At 61.8% G+C, this 18,494-nt stretch carries 16 protein-coding genes and 1 riboswitch; of the genes, 5 read left to right on the top strand and 11 right to left on the bottom strand.

Annotation, left to right across the window (positions count from 1 at the left end):
- Positions 1 to 4 precede the first annotated feature (4 nt).
- Positions 5 to 646: a cob(I)yrinic acid a,c-diamide adenosyltransferase gene (locus DN745_RS15795; protein ID WP_111336295.1), complete on the top strand. Its 642-nt coding sequence runs from the start codon at positions 5 to 7 to the stop codon at positions 644 to 646.
- A gap of 38 nt (positions 647 to 684) precedes the next feature.
- Here DN745_RS15795 and glmU read toward each other — a convergent pair whose 3' ends face one another.
- From glmU to DN745_RS15780, 3 genes are all read right to left on the bottom strand, one after another.
- On the bottom strand, positions 685 to 2,136 hold the full coding sequence (glmU, locus tag DN745_RS15790; RefSeq protein ID WP_111336293.1) for a bifunctional UDP-N-acetylglucosamine diphosphorylase/glucosamine-1-phosphate N-acetyltransferase GlmU: 1,452 nt from the start codon (positions 2,134 to 2,136) through the stop codon (positions 685 to 687).
- 84 nt (positions 2,137 to 2,220) lie between these two features.
- Positions 2,221 to 3,456: an adenosine deaminase gene (add, locus tag DN745_RS15785; protein ID WP_204355018.1), complete on the bottom strand. Its 1,236-nt coding sequence runs from the start codon at positions 3,454 to 3,456 to the stop codon at positions 2,221 to 2,223.
- 173 nt (positions 3,457 to 3,629) lie between these two features.
- Positions 3,630 to 4,325, bottom strand: coding sequence for a rhomboid family intramembrane serine protease (locus tag DN745_RS15780; protein WP_111336290.1), 696 nt, complete (start codon positions 4,323 to 4,325; stop codon positions 3,630 to 3,632).
- Positions 4,326 to 4,526: 201 nt separating this feature from the next.
- Between DN745_RS15780 and DN745_RS15775 the strand changes: the two genes are divergently transcribed.
- From DN745_RS15775 to csrA, 3 genes are all read left to right on the top strand, one after another.
- Positions 4,527 to 5,063 (top strand): gamma-glutamylcyclotransferase, encoded by a 537-nt coding sequence (locus DN745_RS15775; protein WP_111336289.1) that lies wholly within the window; start codon positions 4,527 to 4,529, stop codon positions 5,061 to 5,063.
- 257 nt (positions 5,064 to 5,320) lie between these two features.
- The gene (locus tag DN745_RS15770; RefSeq protein WP_111336287.1) at positions 5,321 to 7,261 is read left to right on the top strand and encodes a DNA gyrase/topoisomerase IV subunit B; all 1,941 of its coding nucleotides are present in this window, start codon (positions 5,321 to 5,323) and stop codon (positions 7,259 to 7,261) included.
- Positions 7,262 to 7,553: 292 nt separating this feature from the next.
- Entirely contained in the window at positions 7,554 to 7,739 is a 186-nt protein-coding gene (gene csrA, locus DN745_RS15765; protein ID WP_111336286.1) for a carbon storage regulator CsrA, read from the top strand.
- Between the two features lie 66 nt (positions 7,740 to 7,805).
- Here csrA and DN745_RS15760 read toward each other — a convergent pair whose 3' ends face one another.
- From DN745_RS15760 to DN745_RS15745, 4 genes are all read right to left on the bottom strand, one after another.
- Positions 7,806 to 9,074, bottom strand: coding sequence for a YncE family protein (locus tag DN745_RS15760; protein WP_111336284.1), 1,269 nt, complete (start codon positions 9,072 to 9,074; stop codon positions 7,806 to 7,808).
- 2 nt (positions 9,075 to 9,076) lie between these two features.
- Positions 9,077 to 9,781 (bottom strand): cell surface protein, encoded by a 705-nt coding sequence (locus DN745_RS15755; protein WP_133622149.1) that lies wholly within the window; start codon positions 9,779 to 9,781, stop codon positions 9,077 to 9,079.
- 39 nt (positions 9,782 to 9,820) lie between these two features.
- On the bottom strand, positions 9,821 to 10,369 hold the full coding sequence (locus DN745_RS15750; protein WP_111336281.1) for a hypothetical protein: 549 nt from the start codon (positions 10,367 to 10,369) through the stop codon (positions 9,821 to 9,823).
- Positions 10,370 to 10,584: 215 nt separating this feature from the next.
- Positions 10,585 to 10,797: riboswitch (cobalamin riboswitch) on the bottom strand.
- 22 nt (positions 10,798 to 10,819) lie between these two features.
- Positions 10,820 to 11,284, bottom strand: coding sequence for a BON domain-containing protein (locus DN745_RS15745; protein ID WP_111336279.1), 465 nt, complete (start codon positions 11,282 to 11,284; stop codon positions 10,820 to 10,822).
- A gap of 245 nt (positions 11,285 to 11,529) precedes the next feature.
- Between DN745_RS15745 and DN745_RS15740 the strand changes: the two genes are divergently transcribed.
- Positions 11,530 to 14,955 (top strand): WD40 repeat domain-containing protein, encoded by a 3,426-nt coding sequence (locus DN745_RS15740; RefSeq protein ID WP_111336278.1) that lies wholly within the window; start codon positions 11,530 to 11,532, stop codon positions 14,953 to 14,955.
- Between the two features lie 101 nt (positions 14,956 to 15,056).
- On the opposite strand, the gene DN745_RS15735 is transcribed toward DN745_RS15740, so the two are convergent.
- The 4 genes from DN745_RS15735 to DN745_RS15720 form a co-directional block, all read right to left on the bottom strand.
- On the bottom strand, positions 15,057 to 15,698 hold the full coding sequence (locus DN745_RS15735) for a peroxiredoxin (protein WP_111336276.1): 642 nt from the start codon (positions 15,696 to 15,698) through the stop codon (positions 15,057 to 15,059).
- A 182-nt stretch (positions 15,699 to 15,880) separates the two neighbouring features.
- Positions 15,881 to 16,348: a Zn-ribbon domain-containing OB-fold protein gene (locus DN745_RS15730; RefSeq protein WP_111336275.1), complete on the bottom strand. Its 468-nt coding sequence runs from the start codon at positions 16,346 to 16,348 to the stop codon at positions 15,881 to 15,883.
- A 129-nt stretch (positions 16,349 to 16,477) separates the two neighbouring features.
- Positions 16,478 to 16,696: a cold shock domain-containing protein gene (locus DN745_RS15725; protein WP_111336273.1), complete on the bottom strand. Its 219-nt coding sequence runs from the start codon at positions 16,694 to 16,696 to the stop codon at positions 16,478 to 16,480.
- A gap of 378 nt (positions 16,697 to 17,074) precedes the next feature.
- On the bottom strand, positions 17,075 to 18,463 hold the full coding sequence (locus DN745_RS15720) for a 5'-deoxyadenosine deaminase (RefSeq protein ID WP_111337762.1): 1,389 nt from the start codon (positions 18,461 to 18,463) through the stop codon (positions 17,075 to 17,077).
- Positions 18,464 to 18,494 lie beyond the last annotated feature (31 nt).

Raw genomic sequence — 18,494 nt, 5'->3', positions numbered from 1 at the left:
AATAATGAGTGATGAAGCGTCGAAAAAATTCGAAGACCCGAACCTGGCCATCAACCGCGTCTACACGCGAAAGGGCGACGCCGGTCAGACCAGCCTGGTCGGCGGGCAGCGCGTGCCCAAAGCGTCGATCCGCATCGAGACCTACGGCACGGTCGATGAGCTCAACGCCATCGTGGGCGCGTGTCGCCAGACCCTGTTGGAGGCATACGCCGATAACCCCGCCTTCGACGCGTTGGGGGCGACGCTGCTGCGCGTGCAGCACGAGCTCTTCAACCTAGGAAGCATCCTGGCGACCTTGCCCGAAGACGTCGGCGAGCGCATGCCGCGGGTGAAGCAAGCGGATATCGACGCGCTAGAGACGATGATGGACGCGATGAATAAGGAGCTCCCCGGGCTTCGCTCATTCATCCTGCCGGGCGGCTCTCGCCTGAACGTCGAACTGCACCTCGCCCGCACAGTCTGCCGGCGCGCCGAGCGCCTGGCCGTGGCGCTGGCTGCCGAGACCGAGGTCGACCCGGTCGCGGTCGCCTACCTGAACCGCCTGAGCGATGCGTTCTTTGTGTGGAGCCGCTGGGCGTCGCTCAAGGCGAGCGACGCGGCCGAGGTTTTGTGGGACCCGAATTTGTCGGCGAGTGGGAAGGATTGACACGAAAAAGGCAGCCAATTGGCTGCCTTTTTTGTGGGTTATTCGCGCTCCCTCTTCTCCTTCTCGCGAACCCACCCATCGAAGTTCTTCTGGCGCCCGCGCCCGATGGCCAGGGACTCGTCGGGCACCGCGTCGGTGATGACGCTGCCGGCGCCGATATAGGCTTTTTTGCCCAGCGTAACCGGCGCGACCAGCGCGGTGTTCGAGCCGATAAACGAGCCGGCGCCGATCTCGGTGCGGTTCTTATTTTTGCCGTCGTAATTGCAGGTGATTGTGCCGGCGCCGACGTTGGTCTCTTCGCCGATGTGGGCGTCGCCCAGGTAGCTGAGATGTCCTGCCTTGACGCCGTCGTCGAGGCGGGATTTTTTGATCTCGACGAAGTTGCCGACCTTGCAGCCCTTGCCGAGGTCGGCGCCCGGGCGAAGGTGTGCGAAGGGGCCGATGGCGCTGGCGTCGTCGACGCGCGAGTCCTCGAGGTGGCAATAGGGCTTGATATGGACGTCGGCGCCGAGTTCGGTGTCGCAGATGACCGAGCCGTTCTCGATGATGGCGCCGTCGCCGACTCGGGTGCGCCCGCGAAGGTGCACGCCGGGGTAGAGCAGGACGTCGGTGCCGAGCTGGACCGAGGCCTCGATATAGGTGTTGTCGGCGTCGATAAAGGTGACGCCTTCGGTCATCCATTTCTGGTTGATGCGCCGCTGGGCGAAGCGCGAGGCGGTGGCGAGGTTGGCGCGGGTGTTGACGCCCTGGATGACGCCGACCTCGGAGACGATCGAGCCGTAAACGCCGCCGTGTTCGGCGGCGATGGCGATCAAATCGGTCAGGTAATATTCGCCCTGGGCGTTGTCGGCCGGGCCGGTGCAGATTTTGGTTAGATGCTCGGCGAGGAAGTTGGTTTTGACCGCGTAGAACCCGGCGTTGATCTCATTGACCTGGCGCTGGGCGTCGGTGGCGTCTTTATATTCGACGATGCCGCTGACCTGTCCGTCGGCCGCGCGCAGCACGCGCCCGTAGGTCGAAGGGTCGTCGAGCTTGGCGGTCATCAGCCCGAGCGGGTGCCCGGAGGCGGCGGTTTCGCGCACAAAAATAGCCAGGCTCTCGGCGTCCATATTGGGCACGTCGCCCGAGACGATGACGCTGAATTCGGGGGCGTCCTCAAAATATTCGCTGGCAGCGTAGACCGCGTGCGCGGTGCCAAGTTGTTGTTCTTGAAAGGTAAATCGCACGCGATCGGCCAGGATGTCGGCGGGGTAATAATCCCGCAGATAGGCCTGAACCGCGTCGCGCCCGTGCCCCAGGACCACCACCACGCGCTTGGCGCCGGCGTCCAGGCTTGCGTCGATGGCGTAGGCGATCATGGCCTTGCCGAGGACCTCGTGGAGCACCTTTGGCAATTTGGAGCGCAGGCGCGTGCCTTTGCCTGCCGCCATCACAATCGCTTGAAAATCAGTGCCTTGAGAATCGCTGCTCTTGGAGTCGGTATGTTGCAAATCAGCTTCCTTGCCAATCGACGCTGTAGATATTTTGGGGAGTGGCTCACCCGGAGCGGTCGCTCCGGGTGAGGGTGATCAGATTCAGGTGGAAACCTTCTCGTTCTTCTTGGAGGGCTTCTTCGAATCGTCGCTGATATTGGAGGCTTCGGCCAGGTTATATTCGGCGTCTTTGAGGGTCACGCCGCTTTTTCCCGAATAGGGCTCCAGCTCGATCGCGCCGTTGGGGCTTGCGGAAGCCTTTTGGATGGCGATTTCCTGGGCAACGCGCGGGCCGCGAATGGCGACGGCGCCCTGCTTTTCCTCGAATTCTGCGACCAGCGCGTCGAACACGGCGCAGGCGCTTGCCGTGACGGTGCGCTTTTTGCGATAGGGCATGAACGAGGATTTAAAGCCGTTGATCATCAATTTGCGAAGGTCGCCAATATTGAGGTCAAAGGCCTCCACGCATGCCATATACTCGTCGGTCATCGTGGTGTCGGTGACCAGACGGTTGTCGGTGTGCAGGCTGACGCGCAGTCCGTAGGAGAGATAGAAGGGCAGCGGATGGCTCTCGAAGCTCTCGCAGGCGCGGGTCTGAACGTTACTGGTCGGGCAGATCTCAAGCGGGATGCGGTGGTCGTTGACGTAGTTGAGCAAGTCACCGTCTTCGCGAAGACGCGTGCCGTGGCCAATACGGTGGGCGCCGCCGATATGAATCGCCTGGTGGATGCTCTCGGGGCCGTAGGCTTCGCCGGCGTGAATCGTCAGGTTCACGTTGTTATTGCGCACCAGATAGAAGGCTTCGCGGTGGTCTTTGGCCGGGTTATTCATCTCGGCGCCAGCCAGGTCGAAGCCCACGACGCCTTTGTGTTTGAAGGCGACGCAGAGCTCGGCGAGTCGAAGCGAGCTCTCCGGGGTAATATGACGGATGCCGCAGATAATCTGGCCGGTCATGATGCCGTAGCGGCGCTTCGCCTCGCGAAGACCCTCGCCGACAGCTTCGACGATGACCGGGAAGGACAGGCCCTGCTCGGTATGGAGCAGCGGCGAGTAGCGGACTTCCATATATTTAACGCCCTCAAGGGCGTTGTCTTCGGCCAGCTCGAAGGCCGCGCGGTACAGGGCTTCTTCGGTCTGCATCACGCTCAGCGTGACATCAAAGGCCTTCAGGTAGTCGGTCAAATCCTCGCAAATCTCGCCCATATGGATAGCTTTGGCGAGTTTTTCGGGGGTGTCTGCGCCGTCGGGCAGCGTGACGCCTTGCTTCTCGGCCAGCTCCAAGATGGTCTCCAGACGCATACTGCCGTCGAGGTGAACATGCAGGTCCGTCTTGGGCATTCTTTCGATAAATTCACGTGTGATTTTCAGCTTTTTTTCCATCTTTGTGCGTCCTTATTGCAAGAGGCGTGGTCACCCACAGAATATTTGGAGCAGTGTAAGAACGCTGCGGTCTGAGTCAAGTCAGCAAAGTTGTTTTTGTGTGATTCGACGCGTACTTAATGGCCCAAACTCTAATTAATCCAACGTCCGTCGCGTTTTCGGTCAACCTCGCGGGTTGCCTCGCGAAATTTCTTCTTCATCGAGCGCCGCTGCCATCGTCTTTTGAGCTCGCGGGGTTTCCAGAGGTCGCTGACGAGCAGCAGGCCGGTGAGCATGCCGCCGATATGCGCGGAGATGCTGACCGGCTGGCCGCCGATGAGCACGCGAACAAGATCGATGCCGACGATGACCGCCAAAAAAGTGCGGCCCGTCATCGGGAAGAAGAAGAAATTTAGACGCCGATCCCAATTATACCAGGCGAATGCTGCAATTAACCCCATCACCGCCCCGGAATAACCCAGCGTGGGCCCCGCGTTGCTGAAGACGAGTTGGGTCAACACCACGGCGATGCCGCCGCCCAACGCGCTCAAAAGACTGACGGCCCAGAATCTGGCGGAGGACCACTGCTGGTCCAATTCTCCCGCGAACATCCACAGCGCCAGGCCGTTAAAGAGCAGGTGGCCGAGGTCGTGGTGGAAGAAGGCATAGCTAAGCAGCGTCCAAATCTTTCCCTGTTGGATGACGTCCGGCGCCGAGACCAATAGATTCGCCTGGACGAACGCAAAGGCGTCCGGCCACACGACGGTGACCAAAAAGATCAGCGCGAGGCCGATAATCGTGGTCTTCGTATTTTTAGTCAGCGGCGGCCAGGCAATCTTATATTGCATTGCATTCTCGATGCTTGGTGGGAAAATGAACCGGTTCACAAAGCCAGTGCAGCATGCCTAATATATGAACATGGCGGCCGTTGTCGATCTTGGCACGCGCTGGCAGCGCTGCCGGGCGCGGTGGCCTGATTCGGCACGCGCGACCCAGGTTAGAACGTGGCGCCGGGTCGTTTTTAGTCCTCAATACTCCCAGGAATAAAGATGTGGATTTTCGGATACGGCTCGCTGATATGGCGGCCTAATTTGGATTTCGTTGAGTCGCGCGATGGATATGTGCGCGGTTGGTCGCGCCGGTTTTATCAGGGTTCGACCGACCACCGCGGCGTCCCGGGCGCCCCCGGGCGGGTCGCGACGCTGGTCCACGCGCCCGACGCCCACGTCTGGGGGCGCGCCTACCGCGTCTCCCCAACCCAGCGCGACCAGATCCTGGCCCAGCTCGACCACCGCGAAAAAGGCGGCTATGAGCGCACCTGGGTCGAGGTCGTGGTCCCCGGCGGCGAGGATATCGCCGAGGCGCTGGTCTATATCGGCACCCCCGAGAACCCGGAGTGGCTCGGCGAGGCAAGCCCGGAGGAGATCGCGCGCCAGATCCTGGTCTCCCACGGCCCCAGCGGCCCGAACCCCGAATACCTCCTCGAATTGGCCGAGAGCCTGCGCCAGATGCCCGGCGCCGACGACCCGCATATCTTCGCCATCGAGCGGGCGCTGCTGGAGTTGCAGCGCGCGACGTCGGGGTGACCCGGCGCCCAGCGGCGCGTTGCGGCGATCTTAGCGTTGCGAATCAAATCGAAAACAAGTAATACTGTACAAAACGCCAGTAGGCGAGCGCGATCTAAAAACTTGCGCGGGCCCGCTCCTTGGTGTTTGCTATGCGCCGTCCCGGGTGTGCGACGCTCTTGCTGTTGGCGCGACTGGGACGTGTGCTGGGAATCTATCGCGATGGCTCCGCATGTGTAAGGCGGAGGGGTTGATAATCGTTTAGGCAGGAATACGCAGTGACCACCGAATATACCGCAAGCAGTATCACGACTCTGGAGGGACTTGAGCCGGTGCGAAAGCGCCCGGGCATGTATATCGGCGGGACCGGTAAGACCGGCCTGCACCACCTGATCTGGGAGGTCGTGGATAACTCGGTTGACGAGGCGATCAACGGCTACGCGACCACGATCGAGGTGACGCTGCATAAAAATGGCGAGTCGATCACGGTGGCCGATAACGGGCGCGGTATTCCCATTGATAAGCCGGCCGGCGATGACCGCACGGCCCTTGAGATCATCCTGACGACGCTGCACGCGGGCGGCAAATTCGACAACTCGAATTACCTGACCGCCGGTGGTCTGCACGGCGTGGGTAGCTCGGTGGTCAACGCGCTAAGCCAGCAGTTGATCGCGCGCATTAAGCGAAACGGCAAGCGCTTCGAGCAGCGCTATGCCCGCGGCATCCCGATGACCCAGCTCACCGAGATTGAGTCGGATGTGCGCGGCACGGGCACCGAGATCTTCTTCCATCCGGACCCCGAGATCTTCGAGGATATCGAGTTCGACGCGGCGATGATCGCCGAGCGCCTCGAGATCAAGACCTATCTGAACTCGGGGTTGCGCATCGTCTTTCGCGATGAGACCAAGAACGCTTATTTCGAATATAAGCATGACGGCGGCATCAAAGATCTGCTCGACCATATCGTGAAGACCTCCAAGCGCCCGCCTATCCACACCGACAAGATCTATTTCGAGGATAACGACCCGGACAGCGACAACGTGCGCCGCATCGAGGTCGCCCTGCAGTGGACCGAGGACACCCAGGAAGGCCTGGTGACCTTCGTCAACGGCATCCCCACGCGCGACGGCGGCACCCACGAGCAGGGCTTTAAGTCGGGCGTGCAGCGCGCGATGCGCAACTTCTTTGACACCCATGATATCGCGCCGAAGAGCCTGAAGGTGGGCACCGAGGACATCCGCGAGGGCGTCAAAGCCGTGGTCAATATCTTCATGATGGACCCGCAATTTCAGGGGCAGACCAAGGATAAGCTCAATAGCACCGACGTAAAAAGGCTGGTGTCGGGGCTGGTGCGCGCGTCGCTTGAGCAATTTTTGCACTCGAACTCGACCACCGGTGAGCAGATCGCCCAGCGCATTATCCAGGCGGCCAAGGCCCGCCAGGCGTCGCGCACGGCGGTCAAGAAGATCAACCGAAAGCGGGCGGTCAGCCACCGGCTCAACCTGCCGGGCAAGTTGGCTGATTGCTCCTCGACCGACCCCGATAAGTCCGAGCTCTTTATCGTCGAGGGTGACTCGGCCGGCGGCAACGCCAAGCAGGGGCGCGACCGGCACACCCAGGCGATCCTGCCGCTGCGCGGCAAGGTGCTCAACGCCGAGCAGGCAACGCTCAAGAAGGTCGCGTCGAACCGCGAGCTCAACGACATCGCCGACGCCCTGGGGTGTGGGATCAAGGATAATTTCGACGCCTCCAAGCTCCGCTATACCAAGATCATCCTGCTGATGGACGCCGACTCCGACGGCCATCATATCGCCACGCTGTTGCTGACGTTTTTCTACCGCTTCATGCCGCAGCTTATCACCGGCGGGCATCTCTATATCGCCCAGCCGCCGCTGTATCGCATCGACTACGGCAACGAGACCTTCTGGGTGCTCGACGATGAGCAAAAAGATAAGGTGCTCGAGAAACTGTCCAGAAAACGCAAGAAAACCATTAATATTCAGCGCTTTAAGGGGCTCGGTGAGATGATGGCGGCGACCCTTAAGGAGACCACGCTCGACCCGAAACACCGCCGACTGCTGCAGGTGGTGGTCAACGAGGAGGATCGCGACGAGACCAATATCGTCATCGGCGACCTGATGGGGCGCGATCCGTCGGTGCGCTTTGACTTTATTATGGCGAACGCCGCCGAGGTCACCGGCGACGAGCTCGATGTTTAAGGTGCGCGGCGGCGCTCCACGGGTGAGCGCACTTTATCCTACATCATCGCACAAATTTTTTGCGTAACTTGAAGTTCTACTTTAAGATGTTCTGGCGAGGCGATGAGATTGGGTTTCACCGCTGTGGGCATAGGCCCCGCATGCCTGGCGAGATGGAAATTTGTCGAGTTTCCCATAGCCCGGTATTCGGTCAAATATTTGGATGGCGCCAACCAAGAAGGTAAGCCATAGGCCAGCCAAATATGAAGATCGTTGTCATGGATGACACTACTTTCGACATGGAGACGCACGTATGCTTACCCTCACCCGAAAGGTCGGGGAATCGATTCGAATTGGCGATAATATTGAAATTATCGTGAAGGAGATTCGCCGAAACCAGGTACGAATTGGGATCGTCGCCCCGCGCGAAGTCTCCATTTATCGCGAAGAACTCTACGAAGAAATACAGACGCAGTCGGAGGACACCGACGAGGATTAAGCGCGCGGCGCCATGCGCGGCGTGACTTATCGATGGGCTGAGCAGGCGCGGCAAACCGCGGCCTGCTCAGTCGTATTCGGGGCCAAAGGTGAGCGTGATTTTTCCCATCGCGTTGGAGAGGGTCATCACGAAATAGACCTTGGTTGAGCCGGCGGTTTCGACGACCTCGAGGTGCTGTGGGCCTTCTAATTGCGCGTCGCTTGTGCCCACCGGGATCGCGCGCACCAGCACCTCGTCGCAGGCGGTGTCGAGCAGGTAGACCGCGTCTTCGTTAAGGGCGCTTAAATAAAGAATGCCCCGAGAATCCAGGGCCGCGTTAAATGTGCCGTCGCGCACAGGCGCGGCCTTTTCGTGTAATCGGATGGGGTCGGAGGTGTCGCGCAGCCACTGACGGTTTGGCAGGTCGAATTTGAAGACCGCCGGGGCGGTGGCGCTGGGGAAATAGAGCGTGTCGTCGGCGACGACCGGCCGGCCCGGGGCGCCGTTTCGCGGGTCTTCGCTGACTTCCAGCGCGTAGGTTCGCCGGGCGGGCGCTGCGGGATCGCCGCGTTCTTCCCAGACCTCAATGCTCGAGACACCGCGCACAAACGCGCCCTGGTTGGTGACCTCGAGCGCGCCGGTGTTGACGACCACAACGCCCGGGCCGCTCGGCGTGGAGACCGCCTGCACGTAGGCGGTGTTGCGGTGGGCGGTGTCGAGCTTTGCGACAAACGCGAGAGAATCGCGCGAGAGGATCGTCACCGACCCCGGCGCGTAGTCGCCCGGGCCGCGGTAGGCGGTGTTCGCGATATAGATATGCTCGGGGGTGAGGGTGAGGCCCTGCGGCGCGTCGAAGATCGCGTCTTCGCCCGATACATCCGCGCCGATCTCGGTGATGATTTTGCCGGTGTTGAGATCTGCGACGCTCAGCGAATTGGTCAGCCAATTGGTGATGAGGACGCGCTTGTTCTCGGCGTCGACCGCCACATTATAGGGGTTTCGCCCGTCGCCGACGTCGATAAAGTGGGCGTCAAAACGTGCGGTGTCGGGGTTGAAGCGGCTGACGGTATTCGAGGTGCTCTCGACGACCCAGAGGTAGCCCGCGCCGAGGACGACCTCGTTGGAGGCGCTGCCGATCGCCTGAATATTGGGGTGAACCACGATGTCGGGGGTGCCGCGGGTGCCTTGTGGGGCGTCTTCGAGCGCGCAAACGCCGGGGCCGGCGGGAGCCTGATAGGTCACCGTGGGGCGGTCGGAGGCGTCGCCGCAGCCGATGGCCCAGAAGAGGGCGCTGGCCGCGATCGCGCGCGTCACGCTCCCGCTTCGGCCGCTCAATTTGAGAGGATCCCACAACATTTTCATTTCTCTTCGGAGGGCGGTGCTTCCGAATGCACGACGCCCACCGCGTCGAGGTCAAAGCCGACATTGTCGAGGGTGGAGTTCCCGTCGTCGAGAAGATCGCGCACGCGCACATAGCGCGCCCACTCCAGGCCGAGATCGGCCAGGTCAAAGGCGTCGCCGCCTGTCTGGGCGGGGTCGAGTGGGAGCATCGCCTCGGCGTCGTAAACCCTGGTCGGCGACCAGCCCGCGCAGCCCGGCCATTGGCCCGGTTGCTCCCCGCCACCGGCGGCGCAGGGGAACGTATGCCAGGACTCACCGTCCTGGCTCACCGAGACTTCTCCCAGCTCATACCAGACCTGCGTGGGGTCATTGCGAATCCAAAAAGGGTTCTCAAAAACCACAAAATCCGCGCCCGGTCCATCCATGATAAGTCCCTCAAACGACAGCACAATCTCGCCGCCGGCGCCCAGGCTGAGGACTTCGTCTCGCCCCGCCGCGGCGGCGCTGTTGAGCGCGCCCTGCGGGGGCCCGAGGACCAGCTCTGGAAAATGCGCCGCGCCCCACCCGGCGCCGGGTCCCGGCGAGAAATGCTCGACGCCGGTGGCGTACGGAAGGGCGGTGCGCGCGGGCTCTGGATCTTCAACGCAGGCGCTGAGCCCGAGGCCGCCAATGGCGACGCCGAGCGCAATTTTCAACGCGAGATTAGTTGGTTTTCCGAACATTTGCGCACCTCGGGGCGTGGGTTGATGCGTGCTCACTGCTTAGGCTTTCGGGCTCAGCTGAGTCCAGGAGAAGCCCGCGCAGCCGGCGTTTGCCGGGTCGCTATCGTCGGCGACGGTCTCGTCGGCCGCGGCTTCTTCGGCGGTGGCCAGGCCGAAGGCGACGGTGCAATAGTAGAACGCGCCGGCGGCGTCGGGCTCGGTCCACACGACCTTATTGAAGGCGTTTGGCGAGTATTCAGCGTCTTCGGCGTTCTGGGTGATGGCGACGTTGGCGTCGTTATCGAAGGAGTCGACCTTCGTATTGATGGCCGCGAATCCCTCGCTTTCGGTGACCCAGGCCGTGTCGCTGATGGTCTCGGTGCCGCCGAAGTTGCTCTCGTAGACGCCCGCGATCTCGATGCCGGCGGGGGTGTTGTTCTCGACCGGGTCGTTATTCTCGACGGCGGTATTATTGTCCTGGGGGGTGTCGTCGTCGTCCGCGCAGGCGACCAGGCCCATCGACAGGATCATGGCGGCGAGCAGGGCGAGCAGGCGGGAGCGGCTGAAGGTGGCGCGGGCGTCTTGTGCAGAAATTCGGTTTGAAAACATAAAAAACTCCTCAGAGGTTCGAGAATTCGAGTCGAGGAGAGGAGTGATGGAGGGAGCGCGCGCGACATCTGATTTCGAGCGTGGACGAGGCTTTTGCAAGCCGCGCGGGTGCGACAAAAGACGCGTTTTCCGACCATACGCCAGCTCACTTCCGACCCGAAGTGGAAATCGCCCGGCGAATGGAGGACGCGTTCATCGCGTCGATTCGCCCAGCAAAAGGCTATGTGGCAACGCGCAATATCCTGGCTCGCGGTTTGTCCTCGCCCGACACCTTCCCAATCTTGGCCTCCAGAGGAGGGTTTCGAATGAAGGCGAAAATCAGTGGTTATCTGTCGGGTTCGTCGCCGCTTACAGTTGCGGGGGCAGCACCGGTGTCACACCGGTTTCCTGCTGCGTTGCGGCGGCGACTCTTAGCAGCGGATGTCGAGGCGGTCAATCGGGGAGTGGGGCTCAGGGGGCTTGTTCGACGGCGGCGTTGAGCACTTCAAGGCGGTTGCTCACGGTGCGCACGCCCGGGACCGAGCGCACGGTGATCTCGATGGCGTCGCGCAACAGCGGGTCTGCCACGCGCCCGGTGAGGTTGGCCTCGCGGTCTTTGACGTCGATGGTGACGGTGTCGGCCGGCAGCTTCATTTCTTTGAGCTTGCTGGCGACGGCGACTTCGAGCTCGGCGTCGGTGATCGCGATGGCTTCGGCCGTGTTCGGGGGCGTGTCCTCGGGCGAGCGGTCTCCGCCCATCGCCGAGACGAGTCGCAGCGGGGCGATCGGCGCGACGACGGCGGTCGATCCCGCGGCGCGCATGGTCTTGTCTGCGGAATTTCCAAAGAAAATCCACGCAGCCGCGAGCAACGCGACGATGGTCAGGACGACAACGATGGTAGGCCGCGACTGGCGGCGTGCTTGCTTGACTCGCATGGGAGCCCCTGGGTCGGTTCGGATTTAGGAAAAACGCATCCCTGCGCGAGCGCGAATTCGCGCCGCGGGCGAGAAGTTAGCATATCATGGGCGAAAAATCCGCGTCTGCAATTTTTTGGCGCGTTGAGCGTATTTCGAGCAGCCGCGCTCGCTGCGAACTGAGCTTGGACAATCGCAGGTCATGGCGTAGAATTGAAAGTAGAAATTTTGCATGAAAATACCGACGCTTGAAGGGCTACTCTCGAATGTTGAATCGCGTCCAATATGGCCACGATCCGCAAACGGATCGATTCGCGCTGGCAATCGGTTCCCAGAGCATTGGTGTCTGGGAACTCGCGCCCGTTGAAGATCTGTCGACGCAAGTCAGCGCATCTGCGCGCACAAAACGCCCGCGACGAACGCCCGCGCTCACGATCTCGACGCCGACCCCGGGGATGACCGGGCTGGTCTTTCTTGCGCCCACGGTGCTCTTGAGCGTGCATGAGAGCGGGGATTTTGTCGCCTGGCGCATCGCTGACGCGCACGGGCATCTGCTGGAGCGGGTGGAGTTGCTCTGGGAGTTTCGTCTGCCGCTAAAACCCTGCATGACCGAAGTCCACGGCGGGTATGGGCGCGAGGATTTCCGGATCGCGGTGGGCACAAAGTCGGGGACGCTGCTGATGTTGCTCCCGCGGGCTGAGGCTCAGCCGGAGGTCGCCTGCGCGTCGGGCGCGCATCAAAGCGAGATCACCGCGCTGGCGTTTTCTCCGGGTGGCACCGCCCTGGCCTCGGCCGGGCGCGACCGCTTGATTAAATTATGGGATGCCCGGGAGTTTGAGGCGCCGCAGGATGGCACGAGCCGCCGGTTGCGCGTGACTCAGGAACTCAGCGGAAGCGAGGCATGGCCGCTATGCCTGGGGTTTTCCCACGCGGGCGATCGCCTCGCCAGCGGCGGCATGGACCACGACCTGAACCTGTGGAAGGTGGGCGCCGGGGTGGAGCACCCGCTGCTCGGCAGCGTGATTGAGCATTATGGGTGGATCGTCGACCTCGCCTGGAGCCCCGATGACTCGGCGATCGCCACGGCGAGTTGGGATAACTCGGTGGGGATCTTCGAGCCGGCCGGGCTCAGTCGGCGCGCGTCGCTTAGCGCGCACCGCGATTATGTCTCGACGGTGCACTTCGCCGCTGGCTCGGACGCGCTGATCTCGGGGGGCTACGACGGGTATATTAATCGGTGGAATTGGCGCGAGGGGACGGTGGAGGCGTCGGCGAAGGCGCACTCGGACTGGCTCTTGAATATCCACGCTCCGGAGGCAACGCGCATCATCAGCGTGTCGAGCGATTATAGCGCGGCGGTGTGGGGCAGCGCGGACCTGCGCCGCCTTGAGCGCCTCGAGGGAAACCCGATCGGCGGGTATTTCGCCGAGGAGGCGCTTGGGCTCAACGGATATTCGGAGGCCGGGCTGAGCAGCGAGTTTTCGGGCGGGTTTTCCGAAGTCTCCGACGGCTCGAGTTTTCCGGACGCCTTCGACGCGTTTGGGGCCCAGGAGCCGGCGGATGCCTTCGGCGAGGAGCTCGAGGAAGAGTCGGTCGCCGAGGAAATATTCGCCGAGCCGTCAGCGGCGGCCGGCGCAACGCCCGAGGAGCCCGAGCCGGTCTTCGAGGACGCGTTGCGCCAGGAGAGCGAGGCCCAGGAGGATGTCCAGGAGGATGCGCAGGATATCAGGGTCGACCTCAGCCAGGCGTTGGCTGAGGCAGAGGAGGAAGGCGGCGAGGCGCACGCCGCGCTGGCCGAGTTCTTCGATGATATCCCCGCCGATCTGGGGCTTGGAATGGTCTCGTCGAGCGCGAGCTTGGCGGTGGAGGCGCCGGAGCCTGCGCAAGATGACGATGGCGCGCCGGCGGTTTCTTTTGAGACGGTTAAGATGCAGAGCGTGGCGATCGACGAAGTCGCGGCGCGAGATCGGGAGCACGCGACGAAGACGACTCCTTCCCGAAATCGGGCGGCGAATTCGCTTAGTTCGAGGTTGAAGGCACGGTTGAGCGCCGAACTTCCGGCGGTTCAGGCCCCGGCGAGTCCGGCCGAGTCGAAGAAGAAGGTGGCGGAGACGACGCCGATCTACCTGGGCTCGATTGGCTCGCAGGCCGAAGCCGAGACAACTCCAGAGACGCAGGTGCTCCCCGCGATTGGGTTCGACCTGCAGAGCGATGTTTTTGAGGAGTTTGGTGAGGCGCTGAATCAGGCTGCGCCGGAAGTGGTGCAGACCAGTGAGCCTGCGCAGGTGGTGGGCGAAGATGCGCCGAAGCCCGCCGGGAATGCGTTTGGCGATCGCAGCGGCACGGCCACTCGCGCGATTCCCATCGGGCCGCGCGATAGCGCGCCCGTGATGCCCGAGACGCAGGCGATGCCCGCGGTCGCCCGGGCGCCGGAGTTTGCCGATAGCCCGGCTCAGCAACGGGTGGGGCTTGATGAGGAGACTGCTCCGCGCAGAGTTGGACTCAGCGAGGAATTCGAGACCCCCACGCGCATGGTCCTGTTGCCCGAGACCGACGAGCAGGAGCCGAAGATGCAGCTTGGCAGCGCGTTCGCGAAGCTGCGCGCCGGGAAGTTATTTGGCCCGGACGCGCATCGGCTCAGCGCGGGCCAGGGCGGCGGCAGCGGGCTTCTCGAGATTCCCGACCTTCGCGATGCGGGGCTGGCGCCGGAGTCGGAGGGCGTCGAGCTGATAGACACCGATTTTAAAGATATCTGGGAGCGCCGCTGGACCCCGTCGGCGCCGGGCATGGCGATTATCGCCCGCAGCGTCGCGCCGACCCAGCACTATGAGTTGGCCTGCGAGTTCGAATCGCCGCATCGTCAATTAACGAGCCTCGCGCTGGACACCAAGCGCAAGCTAATCGCGAGCTGTGGGGCCGACGGGCGCGTCGTGATCTGGAAGTTCGACGGCGAGGAGAAGCATCGCTTCGAGGTCGCCGATGCAAAGCTGAACGTGGTGGTATTTGCGGCGGGCGCGACCCTTATTTACGCCGGGGACGACGCCGGCGTTTTGCACGGGTGGGTGCTGCCGCAGAAGACGCTGGGGAGCGCCGGGGTGCTGCGCCATGCCCGGCGCCACGCGCACTCCTCCGGGCTCACAAGTCTCGCGTTCTCGCCCGACGAGAAGGCTTTGTTAAGCGGTAGCGTCGACGGCCAGGTGCGGGTCTGGGGCGTCGATAACGCGCCCCTGCTGCGATCGCTTGATGCCCATGATTCGGCTGTCAGCGCGGTGCTCTTCGCCGAGCAATCGGTCCTGAGCGCCGGCCACGACGGGTTCGTCAAGCGATGGAATCGCGCGGGCGCTCAGATCGACCTGGCCCAGGCCGACGCGAAGATTCTGGCGATGGCTGCGCGTTGCGGCAATCTGATCTGGGGGAGCGAGGGCGGTCGGGTTTGGACGCGCGAGGAGAAGGGCGAGGCGACGTTGGAGTTGATGGCGCACCAGGGAGCGGTGCGCGCGGTCGCCGTCAGCACCATGGGCGAGCCGGTCAGCGCCGGGACGGACGGCTGCGTTCATATTTATGCGCGCGCCTATACCCGTCCCTTTCAGACCATTGAGTCCGGAGCGCCGATCGCGACCGTGAAGCGCGCCGGGAATTATGTCATTATCGGCAACGCGGACGGACAGATCGCGGTATATAAGCGAGGCTAAGCGCGCTTCGATCGGACAGAAAAAGAGCGGGCGATGCCAGTTGGCATCGCCCGCTCTTTCTTTTCCTTAAGTTGCCCCTGAGGGCAAATCAGGCGCTAGATTCAGGATTTCTCCGGCAGTTGCGTATAGCGGAGATAGGGTTTGACGACCTCGTAGCCCTGCGGGAATTTCTCGTCGAGCTCGGCTTTGTCCGTGATCGAGGGGGAGATGATGACGCGGTCGCCCATCTTCCAGTCGGCCGGCGTCGCCACGCTATTGCTGTCGGTGAGCTGGAGCGAGTCGATGACGCGCAGCAATTCCGGGAAGTTACGGCCGGTGGATGCCGGATAGGTCAGCGTCATGCGGATCTTCTTGTTCGGGTCGATGATGAATACCGAGCGCACAGTCGCGGTGGCGAGGGCCTCGGGATGAATCATGCCGTAGAGCTCGGCGACTTTACGGTCTTCGTCGGCGACGATGGGGTAGTAGACGTCGGTCTTCTGGGTCTCTTCGATGTCTTTGATCCACTCATGGTGGTCATCGACCGGGTCGACCGAGATGCCGATCGCTTTAACCCCGCGCTTCTCCCATTCGTCTTTATACCGAGCAACGGTGCCCATCTCGGTGGTGCAAACCGGCGTGAAGTCGGCCGGATGCGAGAAAAGGAGAACCCAGGAGTCGCCTGCCCAATCGTAAAAGTCGAGCTCTCCGTGGGTCGTCATTGCTTTAAAACGGGGGGCTTTTTCGCCTAATTTAAGAGACATATTTTCTCCACATGGTTGGGGTTTAATAAACAGCAGATTGAAAATGGGACGACGTAAATAGCGTCCCTGGGACGCCGTGTCACCTATGCAAACATCCAATCGGCGGGAAAGATTCCCGCCGGTATTGAAATTGTCACACAATCCCTACTGGTTTTTTAGGGTATTGTTGCGCTGGCGTTATCTTATACGTGGAAAAGTGTGTTCGGGGCAGGTTTAAAGGCCAGAATTGACACGCCCTGGGTACATAAGACGTGGGAGACGACGTCGACCGGCTTTGCCTGGATCGAGTGGGTGAGTTGGGCGTCGTTCTCAAAAGCACCGACGAGCAGCGCGCGTACCCAGAATCCCTCTTCAAGTAAGATATGCCCCAGCGAGAGCTCTTCCGGGTTCGAAGAGATATCGGCGGAGTGCAATTGGCCGCGCCCGCTCAAACGCACGGGTTCCAGTGTATAGGCGTGGCAACGAGGGCAGCGTGATTTCGGCGGGAAATGGGTGTGCTGGCATTGCTGACACGACGCGCTCACGAGTTGGTTCTGGCGCAGCATATGCTGATATAGCGCCGTGAGTTCGCCGCCAGGGGGCAACGATTGGGGCAATGGGAGCGAGGACTCGGTCCGGGAGTTGAAGAAGTTGGGAAAACGAGATTCCATGGGAGATTAAATCCTAAGCGTGAAGGCATGCTACGAGGTGCCGAGGTTGGCTAATAAATGAGACGGCGGTTGCAGGCGCCCATGCTGGGGGCCTGCAACCGCCGGGCTTTCGCCCGATGTCACCCGCGATTAGCGCGCGAGTCCGACTCGTTCGACCGCAGCCGCGTGCAGTCCCTTGGGCCCTTGCTCAAGCACGAACTCAACCTCTTCGTCGGCCTTAAGCGTTTTGAAGCCATCTTCCAGGATGGAGCTATAGTGAACGAAGATATCCTCGTCGATATCGTCCATCCGGATGAAGCCATAGCCTTTAGCGTTGTTGAACCATTTCACGGAGCCAATTTCTGTCATAACGTCGTCCTCTGTCCTTGAGTTTAACAGTCACAGATCGGACGGATGGTCTTCGCAAGCGTACGCGAAACCTCCGGACCCTTAGGGAGACAGTGCGCCATGCACCTGTCTCGTCGGAATTGGCACCCGCCAAATCCCACCCCAAAAACTCTACGATGAGGTACTACTTCTGCAGAGGTGGTGGATACTGGGCGCTACGTCCACCACGATTTTGAGACTATGGAGGTTGGATCGCCGGGTCAAAGCGGGTGTCAAATTATTTATTGGTGGCTGATTTTAAGCAGACACCAATAATTAGTTGCCCGTATGACGATAAATAAAGTTTCAGCAGGCCTGCTGCGCGTTGGAAAGCGCCCCGGGACGGGGCGCCTGGAGGGTTTAGAGGGTGAGCATGCGCTCTACGACGTCTTTTTGGGCGACACGCGCGTTATCAAGGACCTTGCCCAGGTCGGCGTTCTGCAGCTCACCGTTGCGCACCAGGTGGCGCCCGGAGGCAAAGACATGGCGCACGTTGGAGCTGTGCGCGGAGTAGACGATGCGTGAGTACACGTCGCCGGCGGGGCCGCAGCCCGGGTCCGAGTCGAGGTCGACGACCACGAGATCGGCGAATTTACCGACCTCGACGCTGCCGACTTCATCGTCGATGCCCAGGGTGCGCGCGCCGTCGAGGGTCGCGAGCTCGAGCACACGTCGCGCGGGCATGGCCTGCGGGCCGTGAATGGGCTTCTGGATCAGCGCGGCCAGGCGCATTTCGACGAACGCGTCCAGGTTATTATTGCAGGGCGCGCCGTCCGCGCCGAGCGACACCTGCACCCCGAACTTGTCGTAGCGCGGCATATTCGCGATGCCGCTGGCGAGTTTGAGATTGCTCGACGGGCAATGCGAAATGGCGGTCTTGGTGCGCGCGAGGACCTCACACTCATGGTCGGTGACGTGCACCGCGTGGGCGAAGACGCTCTTGGGGCGGGTCATGCCGATGGCTTCCAAAAACGCGATATTATCCAGGCCGTATTTCTCCTGGGTGAACGCGTTCTCGAAGGTCGTCTCGGAGGCGTGGGTGTGGATGAAAAGATCGAGGTCGTTGGCCGCCTCGACCACGCTCTCGAGCAGCTCACGCGTGCATGAGACCGCGAAACGCGGGGCAAAGGCGTAGCGGATGCGTCCGTTGGCCGCGCCGTCCCAGCGCTCGGCGAGCGCCAGGCTCTCGCGCAGGCTCTCCTGGGTATTTTCGAGCAACGCTTTGGGCACCTCGTCGCCGTAATCCATCATGCACTTGCCGATAAACCCGCGGATGCCGCTCTCGGCGACGGCCTCGGCCACCGCGTCGGTGTGGCTGACGGTGCCCATGTCGAGCAGGGCGGTGGTGCCGCCCAGGATCAGCTCGGCCAGCCCGAGCTCGGCGCTCGCCTTGAGCTCTTCGTAATTAAGCGAGGCCTCGTAGGGCCAGATGCGCGTCTTGAGCCAGTCGATCAGCACCATATCGTCGGCGCCGTTGCGCATCAGCGTCTGGCACAGGTGGATATGGGTCTGGACAAACCCGGGGATCAGCGCCTGGCCGGCGACGTCGACCACCGTCGCGCCCTGCTCAATCGTGCGCGCGGCCAACTCGTCGCGGTTGGGGGCGGTATGCGCCACGATGTCGACGATCTTCTCGTCTTTAATATGCACGTCGCCGTACACGACATCGTAGTCGGAGTTCATCGTGACGATGGTCGCGTTTTTGAGCAAATAAGAGGTTGATTGAGTCACGTCTGTTCCGTCGGTCATAAATATATCTTCAATGCAGCGATGCTGGAGC

This window comes from Bradymonas sediminis, from assembly GCF_003258315.1.
In the GTDB taxonomy this organism is placed as follows: domain Bacteria; phylum Myxococcota_A; class Bradymonadia; order Bradymonadales; family Bradymonadaceae; genus Bradymonas; species Bradymonas sediminis.
Note: the sequence above shows the minus strand (reverse complement) of the source record. Positions and strands in the feature narration are given on the sequence as shown.